The sequence below is a fragment of the Dyadobacter sp. CY312 genome, assembly GCF_021390535.1.
GTDB lineage: Bacteria > Bacteroidota > Bacteroidia > Cytophagales > Spirosomataceae > Dyadobacter.
Window position 1 is genome coordinate 626,748 of sequence record NZ_JAJUXG010000001.1, and the last position, 22,670, is coordinate 649,417.

General features: G+C 40.8%; 18 protein-coding genes. 3 read left to right on the forward strand and 15 right to left on the reverse strand.

Annotated elements, in window-relative coordinates; genetic code table 11:
- Nucleotides 1-132 precede the first annotated feature (132 nt).
- Nucleotides 133-2,019 carry a gliding motility-associated C-terminal domain-containing protein gene (locus LZG71_RS02920; protein WP_233816809.1) on the forward strand — a complete coding sequence of 629 codons (1,887 nt, stop codon included), beginning with the start codon at nucleotides 133-135 and terminating at the stop codon, nucleotides 2,017-2,019.
- A gap of 18 nt (nucleotides 2,020-2,037) precedes the next feature.
- Here the strand turns inward: LZG71_RS02920 and LZG71_RS02925 are convergent, their stop codons facing one another.
- Nucleotides 2,038-2,481: a helix-turn-helix transcriptional regulator gene (locus tag LZG71_RS02925; protein ID WP_409013598.1), complete on the reverse strand. Its 444-nt coding sequence runs from the start codon at nucleotides 2,479-2,481 to the stop codon at nucleotides 2,038-2,040.
- 208 nt (nucleotides 2,482-2,689) lie between these two features.
- The gene (locus LZG71_RS02930; RefSeq protein ID WP_233816813.1) at nucleotides 2,690-3,505 is read right to left on the reverse strand and encodes a 2,3,4,5-tetrahydropyridine-2,6-dicarboxylate N-succinyltransferase; all 816 of its coding nucleotides are present in this window, start codon (nucleotides 3,503-3,505) and stop codon (nucleotides 2,690-2,692) included.
- A gap of 430 nt (nucleotides 3,506-3,935) precedes the next feature.
- On the opposite strand from LZG71_RS02930, the gene gap reads away from it, so the two are divergent.
- Nucleotides 3,936-4,946, forward strand: a complete 1,011-nt coding sequence (gene gap / locus LZG71_RS02935; RefSeq protein WP_233816815.1) for a type I glyceraldehyde-3-phosphate dehydrogenase — start codon at nucleotides 3,936-3,938, stop codon at nucleotides 4,944-4,946.
- A gap of 64 nt (nucleotides 4,947-5,010) precedes the next feature.
- On the opposite strand, the gene trmB is transcribed toward gap, so the two are convergent.
- The 7 genes from trmB to LZG71_RS02970 form a co-directional block, all read right to left on the reverse strand.
- The gene (gene trmB, locus LZG71_RS02940; RefSeq protein WP_233816817.1) at nucleotides 5,011-5,673 is read right to left on the reverse strand and encodes a tRNA (guanosine(46)-N7)-methyltransferase TrmB; all 663 of its coding nucleotides are present in this window, start codon (nucleotides 5,671-5,673) and stop codon (nucleotides 5,011-5,013) included.
- Nucleotides 5,674-5,697: 24 nt separating this feature from the next.
- Nucleotides 5,698-6,996, reverse strand: coding sequence for a folylpolyglutamate synthase/dihydrofolate synthase family protein (locus LZG71_RS02945; RefSeq protein WP_233816819.1), 1,299 nt, complete (start codon nucleotides 6,994-6,996; stop codon nucleotides 5,698-5,700).
- Nucleotides 6,997-7,001: 5 nt separating this feature from the next.
- The gene (locus tag LZG71_RS02950; RefSeq protein WP_233816821.1) at nucleotides 7,002-7,928 is read right to left on the reverse strand and encodes a hypothetical protein; all 927 of its coding nucleotides are present in this window, start codon (nucleotides 7,926-7,928) and stop codon (nucleotides 7,002-7,004) included.
- 113 nt (nucleotides 7,929-8,041) lie between these two features.
- The gene (locus LZG71_RS02955) at nucleotides 8,042-9,091 is read right to left on the reverse strand and encodes an SPOR domain-containing protein (protein ID WP_233816823.1); all 1,050 of its coding nucleotides are present in this window, start codon (nucleotides 9,089-9,091) and stop codon (nucleotides 8,042-8,044) included.
- Between the two features lie 30 nt (nucleotides 9,092-9,121).
- A complete protein-coding gene (locus LZG71_RS02960; RefSeq protein ID WP_233816825.1) occupies nucleotides 9,122-10,792 on the reverse strand; it encodes a TonB-dependent receptor in 1,671 nt (556 codons plus the stop codon).
- 43 nt (nucleotides 10,793-10,835) lie between these two features.
- The gene (locus LZG71_RS02965; RefSeq protein WP_233816827.1) at nucleotides 10,836-13,847 is read right to left on the reverse strand and encodes a tetratricopeptide repeat protein; all 3,012 of its coding nucleotides are present in this window, start codon (nucleotides 13,845-13,847) and stop codon (nucleotides 10,836-10,838) included.
- 170 nt (nucleotides 13,848-14,017) lie between these two features.
- Nucleotides 14,018-14,269: a hypothetical protein gene (locus LZG71_RS02970; protein WP_233816829.1), complete on the reverse strand. Its 252-nt coding sequence runs from the start codon at nucleotides 14,267-14,269 to the stop codon at nucleotides 14,018-14,020.
- 94 nt (nucleotides 14,270-14,363) lie between these two features.
- On the opposite strand from LZG71_RS02970, the gene LZG71_RS02975 reads away from it, so the two are divergent.
- Nucleotides 14,364-15,344, forward strand: a complete 981-nt coding sequence (locus LZG71_RS02975) for a tetratricopeptide repeat protein (protein ID WP_233816831.1) — start codon at nucleotides 14,364-14,366, stop codon at nucleotides 15,342-15,344.
- Nucleotides 15,345-15,346: 2 nt separating this feature from the next.
- On the opposite strand, the gene menD is transcribed toward LZG71_RS02975, so the two are convergent.
- The 6 genes from menD to LZG71_RS03005 all read right to left on the reverse strand — a co-directional run bounded on the left by menD (nucleotide 15,347) and on the right by LZG71_RS03005 (nucleotide 22,572).
- Nucleotides 15,347-17,065: a 2-succinyl-5-enolpyruvyl-6-hydroxy-3-cyclohexene-1-carboxylic-acid synthase gene (gene menD / locus LZG71_RS02980; protein WP_233816833.1), complete on the reverse strand. Its 1,719-nt coding sequence runs from the start codon at nucleotides 17,063-17,065 to the stop codon at nucleotides 15,347-15,349.
- Nucleotides 17,066-17,128: 63 nt separating this feature from the next.
- Nucleotides 17,129-17,992, reverse strand: a complete 864-nt coding sequence (locus tag LZG71_RS02985) for an RNA polymerase sigma factor RpoD/SigA (protein ID WP_131957614.1) — start codon at nucleotides 17,990-17,992, stop codon at nucleotides 17,129-17,131.
- A 68-nt stretch (nucleotides 17,993-18,060) separates the two neighbouring features.
- The gene (locus LZG71_RS02990) at nucleotides 18,061-20,196 is read right to left on the reverse strand and encodes a polyribonucleotide nucleotidyltransferase (RefSeq protein WP_233816835.1); all 2,136 of its coding nucleotides are present in this window, start codon (nucleotides 20,194-20,196) and stop codon (nucleotides 18,061-18,063) included.
- Nucleotides 20,197-20,309: 113 nt separating this feature from the next.
- A complete protein-coding gene (gene rpsO / locus LZG71_RS02995) occupies nucleotides 20,310-20,585 on the reverse strand; it encodes a 30S ribosomal protein S15 (protein WP_233816837.1) in 276 nt (91 codons plus the stop codon).
- Nucleotides 20,586-20,689: 104 nt separating this feature from the next.
- Entirely contained in the window at nucleotides 20,690-22,180 is a 1,491-nt protein-coding gene (locus tag LZG71_RS03000) for an LptF/LptG family permease (protein ID WP_233816839.1), read from the reverse strand.
- The gene (locus tag LZG71_RS03005) at nucleotides 22,180-22,572 is read right to left on the reverse strand and encodes an START-like domain-containing protein (RefSeq protein WP_233816841.1); all 393 of its coding nucleotides are present in this window, start codon (nucleotides 22,570-22,572) and stop codon (nucleotides 22,180-22,182) included. The genes LZG71_RS03000 and LZG71_RS03005 overlap by 1 nt, the downstream gene beginning before the upstream one ends.
- Between the last annotated feature and the right edge of the window lie 98 nt (nucleotides 22,573-22,670).

The following is a 22,670-nucleotide window of genomic DNA, read 5'->3' on the forward strand; positions in this document are numbered from 1 at the left end:
CTCGATCTACTTTTGAAAGCAGGTATAACTACCATATTCTCAATAAATTAAAATGAACAAAATTAATATAGTAATACAAATTATTATAAATTTACAATACCTAGGAAATAATAATTTCTGGTATATCAACGTATGAAAAAACTTTTAATGTATTGTCTTTTACTTATCACTTCCCCGGTTTTAAGTAATCACATCGTGGGTGGCGAGCTCAGAATGAACGGTTTGGGTAATAATCGTTTTGAAATATCCCTTATACAATACTGGGACCAAAACAATTTAACTATTCCAGTCGGCAACAGTGGTGGCAATAGAGATCCCTCAGCAACATTATACATCTACAACAAACGCACCCGTGCCCTCATGGAACAGGTTACGGTGGACCTCACATCAAGCTCCAACATTGAATATCAAAATAAGGCTTGTGCGACATATAGGTCACTGAATACGGTGGTGGGAGTCTATCATGGAACTGTTGTATTGAGTCCACAAAAATACAATGAGCCAGATGGCTACTATCTTGTATGGGAACGCTGTTGTCGTAATTCGGATATCAACAATATTATGGAGCCAGGTTCGAGCGGGATGGTATTTTATCTGGAATTCCCGCCGGTTATAACCAACAACTCATCTCCCGAATTTACGTTGCCAAATGGCCAATATATTTGTAACAAGAAAAACTTCACAATGAACATGTCCGCTACCGATGCCGATGGGGATCAGCTTAGGTATTCGCTCACCACACCATTACGAGGACATACAAATACGCGACAACCCAATGGCAATAGCTCCACGAAAAGTGATTATCCGTCTGTGGAATGGACTCCCGGTACATCTCTTGCAAATGTAATTCCGGGGAGCAGTCCTCTTAGCATCGATCAAAACGGTATGCTTAGAGTAAATTCAGATTACATAGGGCTATATGTTTTTGCCATTCAATGCGAAGAATTCAAAAACGGCAAACGTATTGGTGTAGTGAGACGGGACTTTCAATTGCTTGTTATTGACTGCACCGATGATGCCCCCGAACCTCCAATTATAATGCAGGAAAACAAATCTGTTACCGAAGTAAGTATTTGCCCTGGAACAACAACGACGCTCGAAACTTCTGTTGATCCAGACTGGTATTATCAATGGCAACTAAACGGCCTAAACATCCCAGGAGCAACACATGCTACCATTGCAGTTACTGACACCGGCTCCTACACAGTCATTAAGAGCTATAGTAAAAAGTGCACCCGTGATACAACTTCGGCGGCCATCCGCGTGTACATTAGTGCACTTCCGGAAATTTCTATATCAACAGCAAAAGATATTCTGTGTACAGATGAAACCACTATTTTGACTGCAAATACCCCATTGAATACCAATGAATTAACGTATTCCTGGACGTTAAATAACAATTCCTTTGCAGGCAATACTCCATCTGTTAGCATCAATGAACCAGGACTTTATCAGCTGTTAGCTGAGAATAAAAATACGGGTTGTATAGGACATGATACACTAACTATACCATTGGAAAAAATTGTAATTAGTCTTCCCGACAGCCTGACGATTATGAAGGGGACCGATGCTGAGCTAGTTCCAACCATAAATATTGATGATACCTATCTATCTTTTACCTGGACCTCATCAAACACGCTAACAGGCGATCCACACACAAAGAATATTTCCGTGAGTCCACAAGAAAAAACTTACTACACAGTTACTGTCACATCGGTTAATGACTGCACTACAAAACGAGTGGTATTAGTGAAAGTACGTGATGTAATGCACATTCCATCAGCATTTTCACCCAACAACGATGGCATCAATGACACATTTGAAATCTTTAATTCCAAAGATCAAATTCAACACATACGGATATATAACCGATGGGGACAGGTGATTTTCTCTTCACAAGGCTACAACCTACCCTGGAACGGAACCTTCAAGAACCAGCTCGTTCCGGCAGGATCATACCCATATATCATTGAGGCTGACGCAACAAGCTACAAAGGTGAAATACTTGTATTGCGATAATGGCCATTACACAAGATTTTATCGAATTGCAGATTTAAACTCTTCGAAGGTTCCATCCGAATAAAACATCATTACCTTCGTGACCGTCTTTTCTGTTGTGGGCTGTTGTTCTCTGCCTACGACACTTTCCTGTACAACTGGTTCTGGCGTTTCATTTTTTGTGGTTGATTGTGGAGCAGCATTATTGACCTTTTTTTCGCTTGCTAAAGCAGGTTCTGGAACTGACTGATAAGAAGTTACAGCTTCCGAAACCATAGGCAATTCTTGCTCATCCAAAATCCAGTTTACTCCCAGTTCTGGAAATCTTTTAACTATTTTCTGCACAATGTCCAAACTTGGCTTATTTCTTCCAGCCAAAATGTGCGACATACTAGAACGCTGTATTCCGATCTCATCTGCAAAGATTGAAGGCGAAATATTCTTCCCGTTCAATATCAATTTAATTTTCTCACTCAGATCCATTAGTATATTAAATCAACCCTGTTACAACCACAATAGTTGACAAACTTAGTAATTTATAATATTCAATAAAAATAAACTAATGTAAATTATCAAAAGTATATCAATCTAAATTATTGATTTAACATTATACTTTAATACATTTAACATTGTACATCAAAAAAGCAGCGCCAAAATGACGCTGCTTTACTTCATACGAAAATATATTAAACTAAACCGCTACCTGATTGTCCCGAAGGGCATCATTCAAGGATGTCTTCAAATCCGTACTTGGTTTGCGCTTGCCAATTATCAATGCACATGGTACGTGATATATACCTGACGCAAATTCCTTAGGAATGCTACCAGGGATAACAACCGAATCTTCCGGGACGAATCCCTTGTACTCAACAGGAGAGTCTCCGGTAACATCAATTATTTTAGAACTACCGGTAATTGTGACACCAGCCCCCAAAACAGCACGTTTGCCGACTCTTGCACCTTCTACAACGATACATCTTGATCCTATGAAAGCACCATCTTCTATAATGACCGGAGATGCCTGAACTGGTTCCAAAACACCGCCAATGCCTACACCACCACTTAGATGAACATTCTTACCAATTTGTGCGCAGCTTCCGACAGTTGCCCAGGTATCAACCATTGTACCTTCATCTACATATGCACCAATGTTAACGTACGAAGGCATTAGAATTACTCCCTTAGAAATGTAAGCACCATAACGAGCCACAGCTGGCGGTACAACTCTAACTCCAAGCTGATCGTAGCCAGTTTTTAGTTTCATTTTATCGTGATACTCAAAAATCCCAACCTCAGTAACTTTCATTTGCTGAATTGGGAAATAAAGTATGATCGCCTTTTTTAGTGCTTCATTTACTAACCAGCTTCCGTCAGCCTGCGGCTCAGCCACACGTAGCCGCCCTTTATCTACTTCTTCTATGATATCACCAATGAGAGAAACAACTGAAGGGTCTTTAAGTAATTCACGATTTGACCACACCTCTTCAATCTTACTTGCGAAGTTCATGTTAATTAAAATGTTTAATGTAATATATTTAACGAATTGAAAATTAGATTACTTACGCAAGGAGAAAGGATATTATTTGTTAGCTTTTGCCGCTTAACAAAAATGTCAGATAAGCGATACTTTCAATCCAAACCGAGCCCTCATACACGTCCTTTTTCCAGTTAGCTTAACAATGAACAGGTCCATGCAAATGGTGTCGGGAGTCTGATAAGTAACACTACAAAATCCTTGCCATTCTATAAAGATAGCCAAAGAACCAGACAAATAAAAGTCATCAAATTCGGCGTAAAACTACATTACTACTTACAATTTGCTAATTTTAGTAGTAAATATAATGTAATACTGTAAGATATACCTCCTCTCTATTCTTTTGACATCCCATTCCTTTTTCTTAAATTTGCCGTTAAGAAATAACAAAATCAAACAAGACATGTCTACAGTAAAAGTTGCAATTAATGGCTTTGGGCGCATCGGTCGCCTTGTCTATCGTCAAATCTACAATATGGAAGGCATCGAGATCGTGGCAATAAACGATCTAACCAGTCCTAAGGTTTTATCCCACCTTCTTAAATACGACACAGCACAAGGCCGCTTTGATGCAGATGTTAAATCTACAGACAATTCAATCGTTGTTAACGGAGAGAACATAGTAATATACGCTCAGAGAGATCCAGCTCAAATTCCATGGGGATCACATGAAGTTGATGTGGTATTGGAATGTACTGGATTCTTCACCAGCAAAGAATCGGCGTCTGCTCATATCACTGCCGGAGCTAAGAAAGTTGTTATCTCCGCTCCTGCTACTGGCGATCTTAAAACAATTGTATATAACGTTAACCACAACATTCTTGACGGTTCTGAAACCATCATCAGTGGTGCATCATGTACAACCAACTGCCTTGCTCCTATGGCGCAGGTTTTGGAAGAAAAATACGGTATCGTTAATGGTTTGATGACAACCATCCACGCTTATACCAACGATCAGAATACACAGGATTCTCCGCACCCAAAAGGTGATTTGAGAAGAGCTCGTGCAGCTGCTCAAAACATTGTCCCTAACAGTACTGGTGCTGCAAAAGCAATCGGTTTGGTTCTTCCTTCATTGAAAGGTAAACTTGACGGTTCTGCGCAACGTGTACCAACACTTACAGGTTCATTAACTGAATTGACAGTTATTCTTGGTAAAGAAACAACTGTTGAGGAGATCAATGCAGCTATGAAAGATGCAGCGAACGAAAGCTATGGTTACACAGAAGACGAAATCGTAAGCAGCGATATCATCGGTATCAGCTACGGATCACTTTTCGATGCAACTCAAACAAGAGTTCAGAAAGTTGGTGATACTCAAATCGTTAGAACAGTTAGCTGGTATGACAACGAGATGTCTTATGTATCTCAGCTTGTACGTACAGTTTATTACTTCGCGAAACTTATCAAATAAGGTTTTTTCTAAGTAAATGAAAACGGGCTATCAGATTTACATCTGGCAGCCCGTTTTTCTTTGTTTAGTATTTAAGCCTTGCTTTAATGTACTTGATCGAATAACCTTTTCCTACAAAGATATTTTCATAGTGTGTCTTCACGCCATGATGTTCTGCAAGAAGCGTAGAGTTGTAAAGATCATCCGTATGTTCCAAAATTTCAAAGCCTGGAGACGCTCCAATAGTTTCTAAACTGTATTCATACAAAAAAGTACTGTCCGTTTTTAGAAAGAACATTCCTTTATTCTTCAAGAAGCGAGAATACATTTCGAGAAATTTAGGATTGGTTAGCCTTTTATTCTCATCTCTATCCCGCACCTGCGGATCCGGGTGGATCAACCATATTTCATCAAGCTCTCTTTCTTCGAAGAACTCGTCAGAATATTGAATGCCTGCACGCAAAAAAGCCACGTTATCCAGATTACTCTCGCTTGCCGCAAGGCTTCCGCGTGCAATACGGTCACCTTTAATATCCATTCCGATAAAATTCTTGTCAGGAAATACCTTTCCCAAACCTATCGTATATTCACCTTTACCACAGGCCAATTCCAAAACGACTGGATTGTTATTATTGAAATAGAGCTCGTTCCACTTTCCCTTAACTGTGGTGTAAAGCGGCTTTCCTGCTTCAATTACATTTCTTGCTTTTGCACTAAATTCATAATGCGATAACTTCCTTCTTGACATTATTAATTATCTGTATTACTGAAACTATAAACCGTCTATATCTGCAACCACGAACGTACTACCACCTACGTAAATGCAATCATCACTATTTGAATCATTTATGGCTGCCTGTATGGCGTCACTTACATTCTCAAAAACGTTTCCTTTTAAGCCATAATTGGAAGCGAGTATTTGTAAGTCAGAAACGGGGAGTGCTCTTGAATTGGATGGCTGGGTAAAATAAAAATCTGCATCCGCTGGAAACAGACTTAGCATTGTACTAATATCCTTGTCTCCCACAAATCCAATGACAAATCTGCGTTTGTTTCCACTAAGACTATTAAATTGAGAAATAGCTTGCGAAAGGCCTGCTACGTTATGGGCTGTATCGCAATAAATGACAGGATTATCGCCTAATTTTTGCCAACGACCTTTCAGACCAGTAAGGTCGACCACGTGTGCCAGGGCTTCGTAAACAGAATTGTCTGAAATAGAAAAACCTTGGGATTTCAAAACTTCGACTGATTTAAGCACTCCCCGAACGTTTTGAAACTGATATGACCCAGACAAGTCTATGGTTAGACTATCATAAGAAAAGCCAGGATCACCAGCGTCTGTTACATTTACGACCAGCTTGCCTTTGCTGGTGTTTAAACTTTCTGTGGAGACGGTTTGAGAGGCGAAATACAGTGGAGCTTTCAACCCATGCGCTATATTTTCAAACACGGAAGCAATCTCATCCTGATATTCACTCACCACAACCGGTACATTTTCCTTGATAATGCCCGCTTTCTCACCTGCGATCTTTACGAGTGTATCTCCCAGAAACTGCGTATGATCAAAACTCACATTCGTAATTACAGACAATATTGGCGTAATTATGTTGGTGGAATCCAACCTGCCTCCCATTCCAACTTCTATCACAGCTACATCCACCTGCTCCTTAGCGAAATAAGAAAACGCCATTGCGACAGTAACCTCAAAGAAAGATGGTCTTAAATTATCAATGTTAGATAAATTATCAGATGTAAACTCTACAATGAAAGCTTCATCAACTTCCTGACCATTCACCTTGATACGCTCAGTAAACGATTTCAAATGGGGTGATGTATACAATCCGACACGGTACCCCGCTTTTTGTAGAATGGCCGCGAGCATGTGGGATGTACTACCCTTTCCATTGGTGCCAGCTACATGTATTGTTTGATACTTATCCTGAGGGTTACCTAATAGATTGCAAAGTTCCCGCGTAGTATTAAGGCCCGGCTTATAAGCACGGGCCCCAATATTCTGAAAAACAGGTAATCTACTGTACAGGTAATCTATTGTTTCCTGATAATTCATTGAATTTACTGTGATCGTATTTTAAACGTAATCGTACCTGTCGATTCATCTGGTACATTTGAAGATTTCGGTACAAACGTTAATGCCCGCACTGCGCTCTTGTATTTATTGACAACAGCATAGTCTGTAACCGTAGTATTTTGCGTTATGATGCTCTTTACGCGACCGTTCTTGTCAACGGTAATCTTAAAAGTGATATCGCCTGTCACGTCGGAATTATCATCAACAACAGGTTTACGAGACATTCCCCAGCCAGACAAGCTAAGTCCTACATTAGTTCCGCCTCCGCTTCCTTCTCCTTTATATGTTTTTGCAAATAAACTTCCTGATTTGGATCCTTTGTCTCCAACACCTTCGGCATCATCTCCATTGTTATTCCCACCGACACCAGTTTTGGTTCCGTTGGTACCATTACTTCCGGATTTGCTTCCCGAAGACTTTGTAAACAAGGCATCTTTGTTAACCGCTTTTTCGGGTGCAGGTTTAACAACAGGAGCAGACGAAGTTGCGCTTCCCGTAGATTTTTTTGTTTCCGTCTTTTCGGGCGCCTCAACAGGGCTCTCAGCTTTGGAAGTAATTACCGGTCGCTCAGCTACTGTTTTAGTTGGCTTTACCGACTCCACCTTCGGAGGTGTCGGTGGCGTAGGCTTAGGAGTAGCAACCGACTTCACCTTTTTAACCTCGTCGGCATCAGCCTTCATATTTTCAGCAACCTTGGAATCATTTGGTTTATTGTACGTCTGTATGTCGCCTTTACCAACTTTGCTCGTTCCATAATTAACTTCAACGAAAAGTTCGAGGGGTTCGACCTTAGGCAAAGAACTGTTGAGACGTATAAAAAAGAATATGCCAAGCATTGCCACAGTAATTCCTATGGACAGGGCCCAGGAAACGGCTATTCTCTGACGGTCTTCTGCCTGTAATGCAATCATTGTTTTAGTGTCGGTTATTTTTCTCAACAACGTAAAATTAAAAACTTTCGTATAAAACGCAAAGAGGAAGCCATCGGCCTCCTCTTTGATCTGGAATATATTTTCCTTGCTTATTATTTCAACTCCAAAACCCAGCCCGGTTCTCCTATTACGGATTTTAGTTTGGCAGATGCAGCATAAGCTTCACTTTCCTGCTCAAATCCCTGAACTGCAACCTTTACTTTCTTGCTTCCCTCTCTCGCTGGCAATACCAAGGCTTTCGAAAATCCTTTCTGCTGTAAATCTGCCAGCAAAATATTAGCCCTTCTATTGCCATTGAAAGTCCCTGCAATCAAATAAAATCTTTTTCCCTGATCTGCTTTCACAACCGGCTTCACAGACACCGCCTCACTAACTTCCGGACTTGCCGCCACCGCACTCTTAATAACTTCAGGAGTCTTCTCAACCACTACAGGAACAGGCACTTTTTCTTCTGCAACTACTATTTTCTCAGGCTGATCTACAACAGTTGTTTCACTCTTTTCGTCTGAAAAATCAAAAGGATTGAGTGTACTTTTGTTGCTGACATTGCCGGAAGTGATAAGAAAAACGCTGACATAGAACATCAAACCTGCAAGGGCAGCAGCGGATCCCCACTTTAACCAGTTCACAGTCACCTTACTGCGCGAATTAAGTTCAAGTACTTCAACGTCACTTTCTTTTAAAGAAAGCTGAGGGGCCTCAATTTTGACGGTCTCTTTCAGCTGAATCGGCTGGACTGAGACTTTGGAAAACCCATACCAATCATCCTTAAAGCAATTTGCAATACTTGGCTCAAATACCAGTTTCCCTTCACCATTGGTGTTAAAGCTACCTACCCCTTCAATACTGGTTTCTCCTTTCGCTGTGAGGGCAGACTTCAAATTATCAGTATATTGCCTGATACGTGTGACCGCATCAGTATGAGCTATCTTTTCTTCTCTGGAAATGTAATTAGCTAAAAAACCGTCATCCAGCTTTAAAAACTCATTGAATGCGAGCTTTTTAACAGGTGGTGCGAATATCCCTGAATCCTTATCATAGAAGGCCGGAACCTGCCTTGAAAGCAAGGCGCCAAAGCCAGGAATGATCACGAATTCATAATCACTGACCATTTTTTTTATTACAGTTTCAACAGCTATCATGGAGCTTTTATCCGATTGTACCTGGCGAAGTTAAAAAGAAAAAGATAATCCACCAATAAAGTTTAATCCCTGTTGGGGATAGTACTGGTATCTCTGGTACTCTTTCCCGAACACATTGTTGATGGATACAAACGCAGAGAAGTTCTTGGTTAACAGGTAATCAATCTTTAAGTTCAGGTCAGCTACAACGGGCATTTTTGTAACAATTCCCGACTGAAAGTTTTTCGCTTTGATCCCTCGCAGCATGTAAAAATCAGCAGTTACAAACAGCTTTTTACTAATTGTTAATGCGTTAAACCAGTTTAACGTGAGATCAGGCCTGTGCCACGGTTCTTCAACTACGCCAACGGAATAATCAAAGAAGTTCACTTTCAGGGATGTTTTGAATAAGTCGTTAAAATTATACCCTGCTTGTCCGGAAATGGTCAGCACCTTTGTTTTGCCTGGATCGTATATCGCCGAAAACTTGGAAGTATCCGATAGTGAATTATTGAAACTGTAAAAATTACGGTACCTAGAATAAGATACCTTACCTTCATAGTTGAAACCATCTCCTGTTTCTCCCTTCACACCTGCATAAATATCCGCAGTTTTTTCAGTATTGACAATGAGCACATTGGGACCAAGCCACTGATTTTCGCTCAACATACTTTTCAAAGTATTTCTTACAATATCTCCGTTATAACCTGCAAAGATGTGCAGACCTGTGAAAGGAATCACGTCGAAATTAATAATAGGAAATGCCTTGGTTTTATTGATATTAAGCTGACTGTCTGTTTCGTTAACAGCGTTAAGTCCGGCGGTTACAGTAAATACATCTGTAGTGTACTTGAAGGTAGGCTTTACCCGGAACAAATTCCTGTTGTACGTCAACCTGTCGACCCGTTGCGAAATGAAAGCATCTGCATCCAGTAACGCATAAAACGACTCTGAGATTGGCACAGATGCCATTAACTTGGTTCCCCAATCCAGTTCAGAGGCATTGTACCGGTCCGACAATGTATTAAGACTCGTTTTAACAGAGTAATCCACCGCCACAGAAGCATCAGTATTTTCGAAACCAAGATTGATCCCAAACTGATTTACCGTCTGGCGTAAACTGTCCCTGTTCACTGTAACACCTTCGGGCTGTGGCTGGTAACCGTAGAAATAATAGTTTTTTCTATCATACTCTACATTGGCTTCCACTTTATAAGTACTCCGGATGTATTTTCCACCTACTCTCAAGTTGGTAGCAGCATTAGCGGAATTCTTACCATCCACCGGACCATTTGCAGCGGAAAGATGTTTGACCTGAGAAGTAAAAACAAGGTCTTCGGAAGTTCTGGCGCCTACAAAAGCTTCACCCAGAAATCTTCCGTAATTTCCCGCACCCAGTTTAATGTAATTGTTTAACACACCGGGCATCTCCGATCTTTCCTTCTCATCAGAAGATACCCCAACCGCAGGCGTCAGTTTGGGCGAGGAAATACTGATATTAGGATCCAAAATTTCATACGAAACTTTCTTTTGACCAGTGGAAGCCTGCACCGGTTGCACTTTGTCAAATATGCGGTTCGCCGGGGCAAATTCAATACTTTTTTCTTTAACAATCTCATAGGTCTGGCTTTCAATCTCACCTCTTTGTGCAAGAGCGAAGTTCGTTGAAAAACCAAGGGTCAGAAGAAATATTGATCCACGTAATACGCTTGAATTCATCATAAATAATATTTGTTACTGTTATGCTTAAACAGGGTTAATCATTCTATTTCGTTATCTGAGCCAGCTTTTGCTTGGCCAGTTCTACGGCTTCTTTGTCATCTGAATTGTCAATGATCGAATTGAGCGTTGCCTTAGCCTGCCCCATCTCGTTCAACCCAACGTAAACCTCCGCCAGCAAAATAAACGACCGAACCCTCCAGTAATCATAACCTTCGAAGTTCTTACCCATTTCAATAATCGCATTTTCCGCTTCCTTATACTTCTTGTTTTTGTAAAGAATAGACGCGTTCCAATAACTCGCCTCGGCACCGTATTCATCCTTAGACGTAGCAGCGACTTTTTTGAATTCCTCAGCAGCCTTGGTCAAATCACCTTTATCATAAGGCACTTTACCGAGATACAGCTGCGCCTTACCCAGTCCGCCCGGAATAATATTACCCGCAGTTATTACCTCTCGTGCATAATACAGCGTAGAATCGTAGCTTTTAAGGGTGTAGTAATTATCCATTAAGCCGATCCATGCCTGTGCCTGTTCTTTCTTACTTTCAGCATTGCGTAGCAAGACCCTGAAATTGGAAACCGCATTATTATAATTTCCTCGTTCAATTTCCAATTCAGCCGATCTTTGCGCTGCTGCTGCCACAAATGTTGACCGGTTCTCCTGGACTACTTTACCAAAATATTGAAGCGCTTCATTAACCTTCCCGGTCTTATCAAATGATGAACCTACAAAATAACGTGCGTCATATTGATGTTTGCTGGACGGGTAACTGTTCAGGAATTCCAATAACGCATTTTTTGCATTTTCATACTTCTCTGCATAATAAAGATTTCTTACGTTGTCAAACTCTACTTCTTCCAGCTTTTCATTGCCCGGATTGTTTTTACGAACCACGCCAAGTACCTGAGTAAACTCTTCCGGACGACCGACAGCGGTGTAACTTTCCTGAATACCTTCCAATGCACTGCTAGCCGAAGGAGAATCGGAATATTCTGTCAGGATTTTCTTAAAATCTACAATAGCCTGCTCATAAACCTGCAAGTTATAGTACGACTGTGCTCTGCGTAATAAGGCCGCCGGTATCAGATAGCTCTTAGGTTTTTCATTGATCATCCTGGTATATCCCTTCACTGCCGCAGAATAACTCTGATTTTTAAAATCAATATCGGCAATCTGGAAGTAAGCATCATCCAGATATCGCGAAGAAGGGAAAGAACTGATCAATAATTCAAACTGCCTGCGCGCTTCCTGTTCACGATTCATGTAAACATAAGCCCTTGCCTTTTGGTAAATAGCATAATCCTTATCAGTTTTTCCGTTATTCGCCACTTTCTCATACGTACGAATAGCCTCCTCATAATTTTTAGCAGCAAGATAACAATCAGCTAAACGGGCATGGGCGTCTTCAATAATCTGGCTATCTATTCCTTCCAGATTACTCACAAAATCCTTAAAGTAACCCAGTGCCTGACTATATTTTTTCTGGTTGTAATAAACGTATCCCAACGCATACAAACTCTTCCTGGCGTAAATTCCCGCTTTGGGATTTTTAGTAATCTGGTTATAAAGCGCCACTGCTTCATCCACTTTCTTCAATCCGTAAACAGACTCTGCTTTGTAGAAACTGGCTGCAATGAATATTTGCTCGTCAATCGGGAATTTGATCGACTTGTCAAACAACACGATGGCCGGATCAAATTTTTGCTGATTAAATTCAACGACACCCTGGTTATATGTCAACCTCTGATACGTCCCATTAATTTTAGCATTCCGCTTTGAGAGCCCCTCAATGTACTTTATTGCACCTGCATTATTACTTGCACCCGCATAACCCTCGGCTACTAATTCGGTTGCTTCTTCAATATGTTTGCTCTGGGGAAACTGGCTCATGAAGGCATTGAATTCCTTTATTGCTTCATTGTTATTACCGGTTTCAAGTTGAATTTTGGCGTGATTGTAAGAGGCCTCTTCTCGTACAACTTCGTTATGGTTTAGCTTAGCAGCATTACCGAATGACGTTAAAGCATAACTTGAATTATTAGTCTTTAAATAGCTGATACCCAACAAATATGAAGCATACTGCGAAACAGAATCCTTGCCCGCTCCAACATTCTTTAACGCCTGAATTGTGCCGTCGTAGTTATTGGTCCTAAACAATGAATGACCATAATGCAATGCAATCGCAGGAGGTATGGTACCCGACTTCATTTTATTGTAACGCTCATACGCCTTTACGGCAGCTGGATAGTCCCCCTTCTCATAATACACCTCAGCGACGTAAAGCGCTACATCATCCAGTTTAGTATTTCCTCGTTGCTGTGTCAGTGTCCTTTCTCCATACTGTAACAGTTGATCGTATTTCTTTTGCTGATATAAAGATGATATAATCCAGTTAGGAACTTCATTTTTATAATACGGATGGTTCTCCACTCGCGAGAAGTCCTGATAAGCTTCATCAAAGTTGTTTTTCTGATAATTAATCACCCCTGCGTAAAAAGAAGCATCACCAGCGTTAGCAAAAGCTGCATCTGTCTTCACCTGGTTAAATAATGGTAAAGCCGCATCAGGTTGCTTTGTGTTGTAATAGGACATGGCAAGCTGATAGGTATTCTCAGTTTTTTTGGCACCACCTCCTGGCAACTTTACAGCTTTCTCAAGGTATGTGATGGCCTTTTCGTATTCTCCACCTTCATAATAATACTTACCCAAATCACCATAAATCTGCTGGGCCTTGGGATGTTCTCTGTGATTCTTAACAAAGCGATCTACCTGTACCTCCGCTTCCGGATAGTTCAGATACAACCCCGTTACGGCTATATAATATTCCGCTGTAACCTTATTGTAATCACTTGTACTGAGTAATTTATCCTGTGTGTTTATATATTCGCCAAATTCCTGACGGGCGGCTACAAAATTCGACTTCTCATAGTATTCAAGACCATTTCGAAAGTGCGCCTCAGGTTCGGTAAAACCCAGAGTACTCTGAGCAATAGCCGAGGAAGCACCAAAAGCTAAATATAACCCAAGGGTATAAGTGCCATGTTTAAAAAGCATAGGGGTTGATTTGATGGATTGTTGAAACGATTTAATATTTTTAACCATATAAATATCTAAGAGTCAAGTTGCAAAGCCACTTTTACGTAAAAACGGATCAGGTATCTAACGAAAACCATCTTAAAACCGTATACGTAGTATGCGAAGGTAGTTTTTCTCTACTACACTTTTCAAAATATTACCTCATTTCTTAACAAGGTTTGGGTAAAATCCCCCTCCATAGTATCAAAGGTTTTGGCTACTACGCCAAGAAAAACTTCATCTATGCACTTTTCTATTTCTTCCACATTTGCCACCTCGTATTGGTCGATTTTGTATGTTTGCTCATACATCCCGTTTTCAATCTTGATGATATATTTATTGTTCCATTGATAAACACCAATTTTGAACCTGCTGTTTGTTATATCTTTAATGTATCTCATTGTAATAAATTTTACCAAAAGTAATCATTTCGAAACTGTAATGAATTTCTCATTTTTAAGACCATATTTACTAATATTAATAGTACTAACAATTTTGTCATGTTCAGAACAAAGCAAAAAGGATGCTGCTGACTTCTTTTTAAAGGCAAACCAATCTTTCGTACAAAAGAATTATACCGAAGCTTTGAGATTATACGACGAGGCCATCGATAAAAATCCCGAGTTTTCGGACGCATATCTTAACAAAGGTTTATGCCTGCTCAAGTTAAACCGGCCTGCTGATGCCTATGAGGTTTTAACAGAAGCAATCAAGGTTGATCCTAGCTTCGTACAGGCAAATTTGGTACGTGCGGAAACGGCCCTTGTTTTAGGAAAACTGATCGATGCAGATAATGATCTCAGGGTAATCGAGAAAGAATACAAAGATTCGTCCAGATTCTTTCTGGTTCGAGGTAACCTGTCGGATGCAAAGGGCCAGCCCTCCCTATCTATTTCGGATTACGACAGGGCTCTTCAACTGGATAAAGCCAATGTTGAGGCGCTTGTTAACAGAGGGGCAATCTATTACAAACAGGGGGACATCGTTTTAGCTCAAAAGGACTTCAAGGATGCATTGGCTATTCGCCCATCCCAAATTGAGGCATTAAACAATCTGGGACTTATAGCGATTCATGAAAACAAATTGGACGATGCGGTCAATATGTTTGATCGAATATTAAATTTAAATCCTGCCAATGCGTTTGCCCTGAACAATAAAGGTTACGCTTACCTGAAACTCGGGAAATTAGAAGAAGCCTCGAAGTTGATAGACAGGTCTCTGGATATTGATCCACGCAATGGTTATGCCCTGAGGAATATGGGAATATACTACCAAAAGTCAGGACAAGCCGACAAGGCGCTCATTGAGTTCAAAAAAGCCATAGACATTGCCGAACCTGTTGACGAACTGTATGGCTTGACAGGAAAACTACTTCTGGAAAAAAATGATAAGGTTGCAGCCTGCAAAATATGGAAACAGGGAATCGTTTTAAAAGACCCTATTGCCATCGCCGAGTTTGAAAAAAACTGCAAATGATATCAGTCACTCGTAATGCTTTTAAATTTTTTCCATGTAAGTCTGTTCTCTTCCGGATCGGTAAATACTTCGAGTAATCCCGCTTGCTCTAAAAGATTAAACTCATGTAACGAATGCTCCAAGGAGTCAGGCGAAGATGCTGACATGTATACCAACCCTGCATCTTCTGCCGTTCTTCTTGCGGTGAAACTATGTTTTGTTTCGAAATAATCCTCTAACTCAGGTTGCCTTGCTGGACCATCAATCATCCGAAAGATATTCCCGCCTCCATTGTTAATTACAACAATTTTTAAATTTGACGGAAGTGTTTTTAACAACAGTCCGTTTCGATCATAGAGAAACGATACATCTCCAATAATTAGCGTAGTAGGCACATTATTGACCAACGCAGCTCCTATTGCAGTGCTCAAAGAACCGTCGATACCACTGGTTCCCCGGTTACAGAATAAGCCAGCAAGCTTGTCGGTTCTACCCAAGGCATTCACGTATCGGATCGGCATACTATTGCCAACGTGTAGTTGATTTGATCCGGACAGGTTGGAAATAACGCTATTTATAGCTGATAAATCAGTTAACGACGTTAGGTTAGTTAAAAAATCTTCCTGTTCCCGACAAGCTGACTGTTCTTTTTTGCGCCAGTTATCCATATATGATGGATCGTTTTCAGCGTCCGCATTTTGAACAAATAACTGATAATCAATCTTTTCGAAAATGGTTTCAAAAAACCACGACGCGTTTACAGCGATTTGACGCGTGACAGATTTTAAAGGATCCGCCCAGACACCATCATTGCCAATGTGCCAGTGTTTCCTGGCAGGATTATCCCTCAGAAATGTTTTTAATTCTTTGGACATCATAGATAGTCCGTAGGTTATCAGCAAGTCGGGAACGAGCTCCTCCTGATTTTTATTAGACGCAAGTATCAGATCATGATGATGTATGAACAATTCACTTCCGGAAAGGTTGGCAATGCTATCTGCAACCACCGGCACATCCAGCTCCTCTGTAATTTTAGAAAGAGCATGATTTAATTTTTCGCACCTCTGATGTTGACCACCCACTATCAATATCCTCCCAGAATCGTCCCATTCATCCAGAAGCACATTCCAGTCATCTATTGTCAGAGCGGGCTCAGGTACCGTTTGGACGGTTATTCTTAGATTGGTAGGGGCCAGAAGGCTGTCAGTATCCAGAGGATAAAATGGCTCCCGTATAGGTACATTGATGTGAACAGGACCAAAAGGAAGGTTTCCTGCCAGATTAACTGCCTCATTGCTGATCCGGTTAATGGCCCAAATAGCGTCAGAATGAGCATAATCCGAAGGAAATTCAAAAAATTTCTTTACATGCTTTCCATATATTTCAGTCTGATAAATCGTTTGTCCATCGAATTGATGTGTCCATTCTTTCGGCCTGTCGGCAGTCAAAACGAGTAGCGGTATCTGCTGAAAGAAAGCTTCTGCAATGGCGGGAGCGAAATTATATGCCGCGCTGCCGGATGTACAAATCAATACAACCGGCACACCGGTTTGTTGTGCGATACCCAGCGCTATAAAGCCAGCGGATCGCTCATCCATCACCGGATGCATTTCAAAGTCCTTGTGGCGTGAGAAAGCCAGTGTTAAAGCGGCACTTCTGGATCCGGGTGAAAGAACTACATGACGTACCCCGTGCAAATAACAAATCGCTGCGAGGTCAACTAGTGGTTGTAAAACTGCCATTTTGCTTTTATACAAAAATAGCCTCCAAGAGAGGCTATTTTAATTTCATTTATTGAACTCGTATTATCCAAGATAAGTCTTTAAAGCTTTGCTTCTGGATACATGACGTAATCTTCTGATGGCTTTTTCTTTAATTTGACGAACACGCTCGCGGGTAAGATTGAATTTCTCTCCAATTTCTTCCAGTGTCATTGCATGTTCTCCGTTTAATCCGAAATAAAGTGCAATTACATCTGCCTCTCTTTGAGTAAGCGTGCAAAGTGCTCTTTGTACTTCTTTGCGCAGAGACTCATTTACAAGACCGCTATCTGGTTTGTCTTCAAGATCATTTTCTAAAACATCCAAAAGGCTGTTTTCTTCACCCTGAACGAAAGGAGCATCCATAGATACGTGTCTTCCGGAAATTTTCATGGTATCAACTACTTCCGAAGATGATATTTCCAATACTTCCGCAAGTTCTTCCGGAGAAGGCTCACGCTCAAATTTCTGTTCAAGTTCAGAGAAAGTCTTTGAAATTTTATTCAGAGAACCTACCCTGTTCAGCGGAAGGCGCACGATACGTGACTGCTCTGCCAATGCCTGAAGAATAGACTGGCGGATCCACCATACAGCGTATGAAATAAACTTAAAACCACGTGTTTCGTCAAAACGCTGAGCAGCTTTAATCAAACCCAAATTACCTTCATTGATCAAATCTCCCAATGAAAGACCTTGATTTTGATATTGTTTAGCAACAGAAACTACAAAACGAAGATTCGCTTTTGTCAGTCTTTCCAGTGCGAGCTGATCACCATCCCTTATTTTTTGAGCTAACGTCACCTCCTCATCCGGCGTTAACAAATCCACCTTACCGATTTCCTGCAAATATTTATCTAATGACTGACTTTCACGGTTGGTAATTTGCTTACTGATCTTTAGCTGTCTCATCTACATTCTTATATTAATATGTATAAATAACGGCATCATGTAATGCCCTCGTTTAGAAAAACACCGTTTTACGCGTTTTTGTTCTCTGGCTTAGGAAGTAAAACCTTACGTGACAAACGATACTTCCCTGTTTTCTTGTCTACCTCTACCAGTTTCACCTGAATCTCCTCACCAACTTCAAGTACGCCATCCATTGTTTCAAGTCTTTCCCACTTAACCTCAGAAATATGAAGCAATCCATCTTTACCTGGCAGGAACTCAACAAATGCGCCAAACGGCATAATTGACTTAACCTTTCCTGAATAAACTTCACCTACTTCCGGTACCAGAATGATCCCTTTAATACGTGCAACTGCTTTATCCATTGAAGTCTTATCAGCAGAGAATATACTTACGAAGCCGGCACCATCTTTTTCTTCGATAGAAACAGTAGCTCCGGATTCTTTCTGAATATCCTGAACAACTTTACCACCCGGCCCGATTACCGCTCCAATCATTTCGCGGTCAATCTTGATTATGACGGCGCGAGGCGTGTGAGGTTTCAGTTCCTGACGACTTTCTTTTATAGTTTTATTCATTTCGCCCAGAATATGTAACCTTCCGGCTTTTGCCTGAAGCAACGCCTCAGTTAAAACTTCAAACGAAAGACCATTTACTTTCATATCCATTTGGCAGGCAGTAATACCTTTTTCGGTACCAGTTACCTTAAAGTCCATATCTCCAAGATGATCTTCATCACCCAGAATATCCGACAATACTGCGTATTTACCAGTTGCCTCATCAGATATAAGGCCCATTGCGATACCCGAAACAGGTGCCTTAATTTTCAAACCAGAATCCATAAGAGCCAATGAACCAGCACAAACAGTCGCCATTGACGAAGATCCGTTTGATTCAAGGATATCAGATACAATACGAATTGTGTAAGGATTATCTTCTACGGCAGGAAGCACTTTTTTCAATGCACGCAAAGCCAGGTTACCATGCCCTACTTCTCTACGACCAGGTCCGCGGTTTGGCTTTACCTCGCCGGTTGAAAATCCAGGAAAGTTGTAGTGAAGCAAGAATTTACTGTAACCGTATTTCAATGGTGTATCAATAATCTGCTCATCATTTTTTGTACCCAAGGTAACTGTTGTCAGCGACTGAGTTTCTCCACGGGTGAACAATGCCGATCCGTGTGCGTTAGGAAGGAAATCAACCTCCGAAGCGATAGGTCTAACTTCGTCCAAGCGACGACCATCCAGACGTTTTCTTTCATCCAAAACCAAACGACGTGATGCTTCCCAAACGATATCGTTGAAATAACGCTTAGCCAATGCCAGGTTTACAACCTCTTCTTCGGTGATGCTTTCAGTGAATGCAGTCCAAACAGCTTTGAATCCGTCTTTACGAACATTTTTATTTTGAGAGCCTAATTGCGTTACAGCGTAAACTTTGTCGTAAGAAAATGTTCTTATTCTTGCTTCAAGTTCAGCATCCTGCTCGTCACCAATATATTCTCTTTTTACAGTTTTGCCTGCTTCTGCTTCAAACTCTTTCAAAGCAAGACATTGCAGTTTGATCACGTCGTGTGCAACTTTCAAAGCTTCGATAACTTCGTCCTCAGAAACTTCGTCCATTTCACCTTCCACCATCGCAATGTCTTTGTACGTTGCGCCTACCATCAATTCAAGTGTTGCTTTTTCCAATTCAGTTGCACCTGGATTGACAACATATTTTCCGTCGATTTTAGCAACACGAACTTCTGATACTGGTCCTGCGAAAGGAATGTCAGAAACCATTAAAGCAGCTGATGCAGCAAGTGCAGCAAGTGCATCCGGTAAAGCCTCTGGATCAGCAGAGATCAAAACCAGGTTAACCTGAGTTTCTGCGTGGTAATCATCCGGAAATAACGGACGCAATACGCGGTCAACCAAACGGCTAACCAATACTTCGTGGTCAGAAAGTTTTCCTTCACGACGCATAAAGCTTCCAGGTATTCTACCAGCAGAAGCAAATTTTTCCTGATAATCAACCGAAAGTGGTAAAAAATCAAGTCCCTCTTTTATGTCTTTGTTAGCAACTACAGTAGCCAGGATCATGGTATTACCCAGTCTTACTACCACCGAACCATCGGCTTGTTTCGCTAATTTTCCTGTTTCAATTGTGATTTCCCGGCCATCTGGCAGAGGTATAGTTTTGTTAACTATATTAAATAGCATAAATATATGTTGTTTGAATGCTGCTGAAACGCCGAATTACGTTCCGAAAGTTGCTTGATAAATTCCTGCAAAAAATCAGGGAACTATCTTAGTAGAAGTTCCCTGATCCATAACTACTTACGTATGTTCAATTCGGCAATAATCGCACGGTAGCGGGTAATGTCGTTTTTGAAAAGATAGTCTAACAATCTTCTACGCTTTCCTACCATTTTAAGCAAGCCTAATCTGGTATCGTTGTCTTTTTTGTGCGTTTTTAAGTGCTCGTTCAAATAATTGATACGGTAAGTAAACAACGCAATTTGAGATTCAGCAGATCCAGTGTCTCCGCCTTCTTTTTTAAATCCCTTAGTTTCGAAGATCTCTCTCTTCCATTCCGCGGTTAAATACATGATTGTAACGACAGATTAAATTTTTAATAAATATTTTACAGCACCCTGCTGCAAATAAGGTTGCAAAATTACAGAATTATCTTTGTAATAAAAATATAATTTAACTATGATGGTATAAGTTCCTTTTTACCAAATCTACTCACCCACCTGGCCTTCATTCTCTTCACAAACATTACATAAACGTCTTTCTCAAACAGTCGGGAATCGCTTCTCGCGCGGTCCACGAAGTAGAGCCCTGTAAATAAAAGGATTGTATTAGCAAGCCACGCTCCCACCGGAACAGCCAGAAAACCCTCCTTTACCCACTTATCGCCCTGGTTGGTGAGGACATAAAGCAGGATAAAAAACAGGATCGAAATCAGAACAGGAACACCAAATCCACCTTTTTTGATGATAGCTCCCAGCGGTGCACCAATCAGGAACATGATCAGGCACGATAACGCCTGTGTATATTTGTGATGTTTTTCAAGGTCATATTTATTCGCATCTTTAAGTTTTGTCTGGAGATAGTCCGCCTGAGAATTGGCATAACTCAGCATGCTGGACGACGAATTTTTAGCACCGGTAAAAATCTCCTTCTTCAAACTGTCGTTAACTGATCTCGCCAGGAGCGAGTCAATCCACTTACCTGCCTTTAAGGTGCTGTCGTACTTAGTCTTGTAATTGTATGTATAATACTGCTGACTGTTCGGGATAAGATCCTTTTTGGTCTGATCGTAACTATTTCTTAATGAGTCTGCTGTGGCAGTAAGATCTCCGATATTTTTCATAAACTCGTGATACTTAAACTGTCCTTCATCGGTTCGTTTCATCCCGAACGATGATAAACTTTCAGTCATTTTAAAATGTTTAAAATCATTCCGCTGAAAATTATTAACAACAGCTGTGGAAGCAGACGGTGAAGAAATATAGGAGGTCGAAGCTCCGGACCCTACCACTTCTGTGTAATGCGTACCGTTATATAATTCAATCACTAGATACCGATTGTCATTAATGGAGTACATCCGACCTGAGTCTGCAAGAATAATCTCGGTATTTCCGATTTCATAGGATCTGTTGGAATGCTTGTAAATGACCATTCCGATCAGCTTGCCATTTTCTTCCTTTTTATCAACCTTGATGCTGTAACCGGGAAGATCATTGTAAAATATACCATCCTTGATTTTCAACGTAGCTTTGGTCGTCTTGATGTCATATAGCAGACTATAGCCTTTCAAGTTGGCCCAGGGAGACACCCGATCATTGAAATAGAAAGAGAAAATACTGATACCGACTGCCACAATGAACAGTGGAGCCATAGCACGAACAATAGAAATACCCGCGCTTTTGATGGCTGTGAGCTCAAAAAACTCACCAAGGTTTCCGAAAGCCATGAGCGAAGACAGCAGCATGGCCAACGGTAGTGCAGTGGGAACAGTTATGAGACTAAAAAAGAAGAACAACTGTGCATAATCCATCAGACCGAGGTCTTTGGAAACGAAGTCGTCAATATAAAAGATCATGATCCGCATCAAAAACACGAAAACCACAACCGACATTGTAATTATAAAAGGCCCCCAAAAGGACATTAAAATAAGCTTATCAAGCTTTTTCATCAACTCCCTACTATTTCTCTCAAATTAACAATAAAGCCGTCCCACAATGAATCCAGCTCCGCCTCATCCCTATTTCCTGAATAATCTACAATCCGTAGAAAGGTTGTCTGGGTTAACTCGCTAACCTCCAATTTAAGTTCCACATGATCATTATCCAGGTCGTCTTCACTTGTGTTCTCAAATTCAAATTTTACGGCTTTATTCACACGCAAACTTGTCTGTCTGGCAATGTGACTGTCGCCGTCCCACTGGAAATCATAACGATGGTCAGGCAAAACAGTCACCTTCTCGGCATACCACTGTTCCAGACCCGACGGAGTCGATATATATGGAAACAACACTTTTGGCGATGATCGTAATTCAAACTCGGTTACAAATTTATATTTTTCCATACTATCAAAAAGTAATAGGGTTTAACCTGACCAGCAAATGCTTTATCGACTGATTTTAAAAGTTGTAATATAGCATAATTCAGTTATAAAAAGCAGCA

Excerpts from the sequence above, each read along its gene's own strand:
- rpsO (WP_233816837.1), bottom strand. The coding sequence starts at position 20,585 with ATGTATTTAACCGCGGAATGGAAGAGAGAGATCTTCGAAACTAAGGGA.
- trmB (WP_233816817.1), bottom strand. The coding sequence starts at position 5,673 with ATGTCAAGAAGGAAGTTATCGCATTATGAATTTAGTGCAAAAGCAAGA.
- gap (WP_233816815.1), top strand. The coding sequence starts at position 3,936 with ATGTCTACAGTAAAAGTTGCAATTAATGGCTTTGGGCGCATCGGTCGC.
- LZG71_RS02960 (WP_233816825.1), bottom strand. The coding sequence starts at position 10,792 with ATGATGAATTCAAGCGTATTACGTGGATCAATATTTCTTCTGACCCTT.
- LZG71_RS02990 (WP_233816835.1), bottom strand. The coding sequence starts at position 20,196 with ATGCTATTTAATATAGTTAACAAAACTATACCTCTGCCAGATGGCCGG.
- LZG71_RS03000 (WP_233816839.1), bottom strand. The coding sequence starts at position 22,180 with ATGAAAAAGCTTGATAAGCTTATTTTAATGTCCTTTTGGGGGCCTTTT.
- LZG71_RS02920 (WP_233816809.1), top strand. The coding sequence starts at position 133 with ATGAAAAAACTTTTAATGTATTGTCTTTTACTTATCACTTCCCCGGTT.
- menD (WP_233816833.1), bottom strand. The coding sequence starts at position 17,065 with ATGGCAGTTTTACAACCACTAGTTGACCTCGCAGCGATTTGTTATTTG.
- LZG71_RS02955 (WP_233816823.1), bottom strand. The coding sequence starts at position 9,091 with ATGATAGCTGTTGAAACTGTAATAAAAAAAATGGTCAGTGATTATGAA.
- LZG71_RS02970 (WP_233816829.1), bottom strand. The coding sequence starts at position 14,269 with ATGAGATACATTAAAGATATAACAAACAGCAGGTTCAAAATTGGTGTT.
- LZG71_RS02985 (WP_131957614.1), bottom strand. The coding sequence starts at position 17,992 with ATGAGACAGCTAAAGATCAGTAAGCAAATTACCAACCGTGAAAGTCAG.
- LZG71_RS02965 (WP_233816827.1), bottom strand. The coding sequence starts at position 13,847 with ATGCTTTTTAAACATGGCACTTATACCCTTGGGTTATATTTAGCTTTT.
- LZG71_RS03005 (WP_233816841.1), bottom strand. The coding sequence starts at position 22,572 with ATGGAAAAATATAAATTTGTAACCGAGTTTGAATTACGATCATCGCCA.
- LZG71_RS02925 (WP_409013598.1), bottom strand. The coding sequence starts at position 2,481 with ATGGATCTGAGTGAGAAAATTAAATTGATATTGAACGGGAAGAATATT.
- LZG71_RS02930 (WP_233816813.1), bottom strand. The coding sequence starts at position 3,505 with ATGAACTTCGCAAGTAAGATTGAAGAGGTGTGGTCAAATCGTGAATTA.
- LZG71_RS02950 (WP_233816821.1), bottom strand. The coding sequence starts at position 7,928 with ATGATTGCATTACAGGCAGAAGACCGTCAGAGAATAGCCGTTTCCTGG.
- LZG71_RS02945 (WP_233816819.1), bottom strand. The coding sequence starts at position 6,996 with ATGAATTATCAGGAAACAATAGATTACCTGTACAGTAGATTACCTGTT.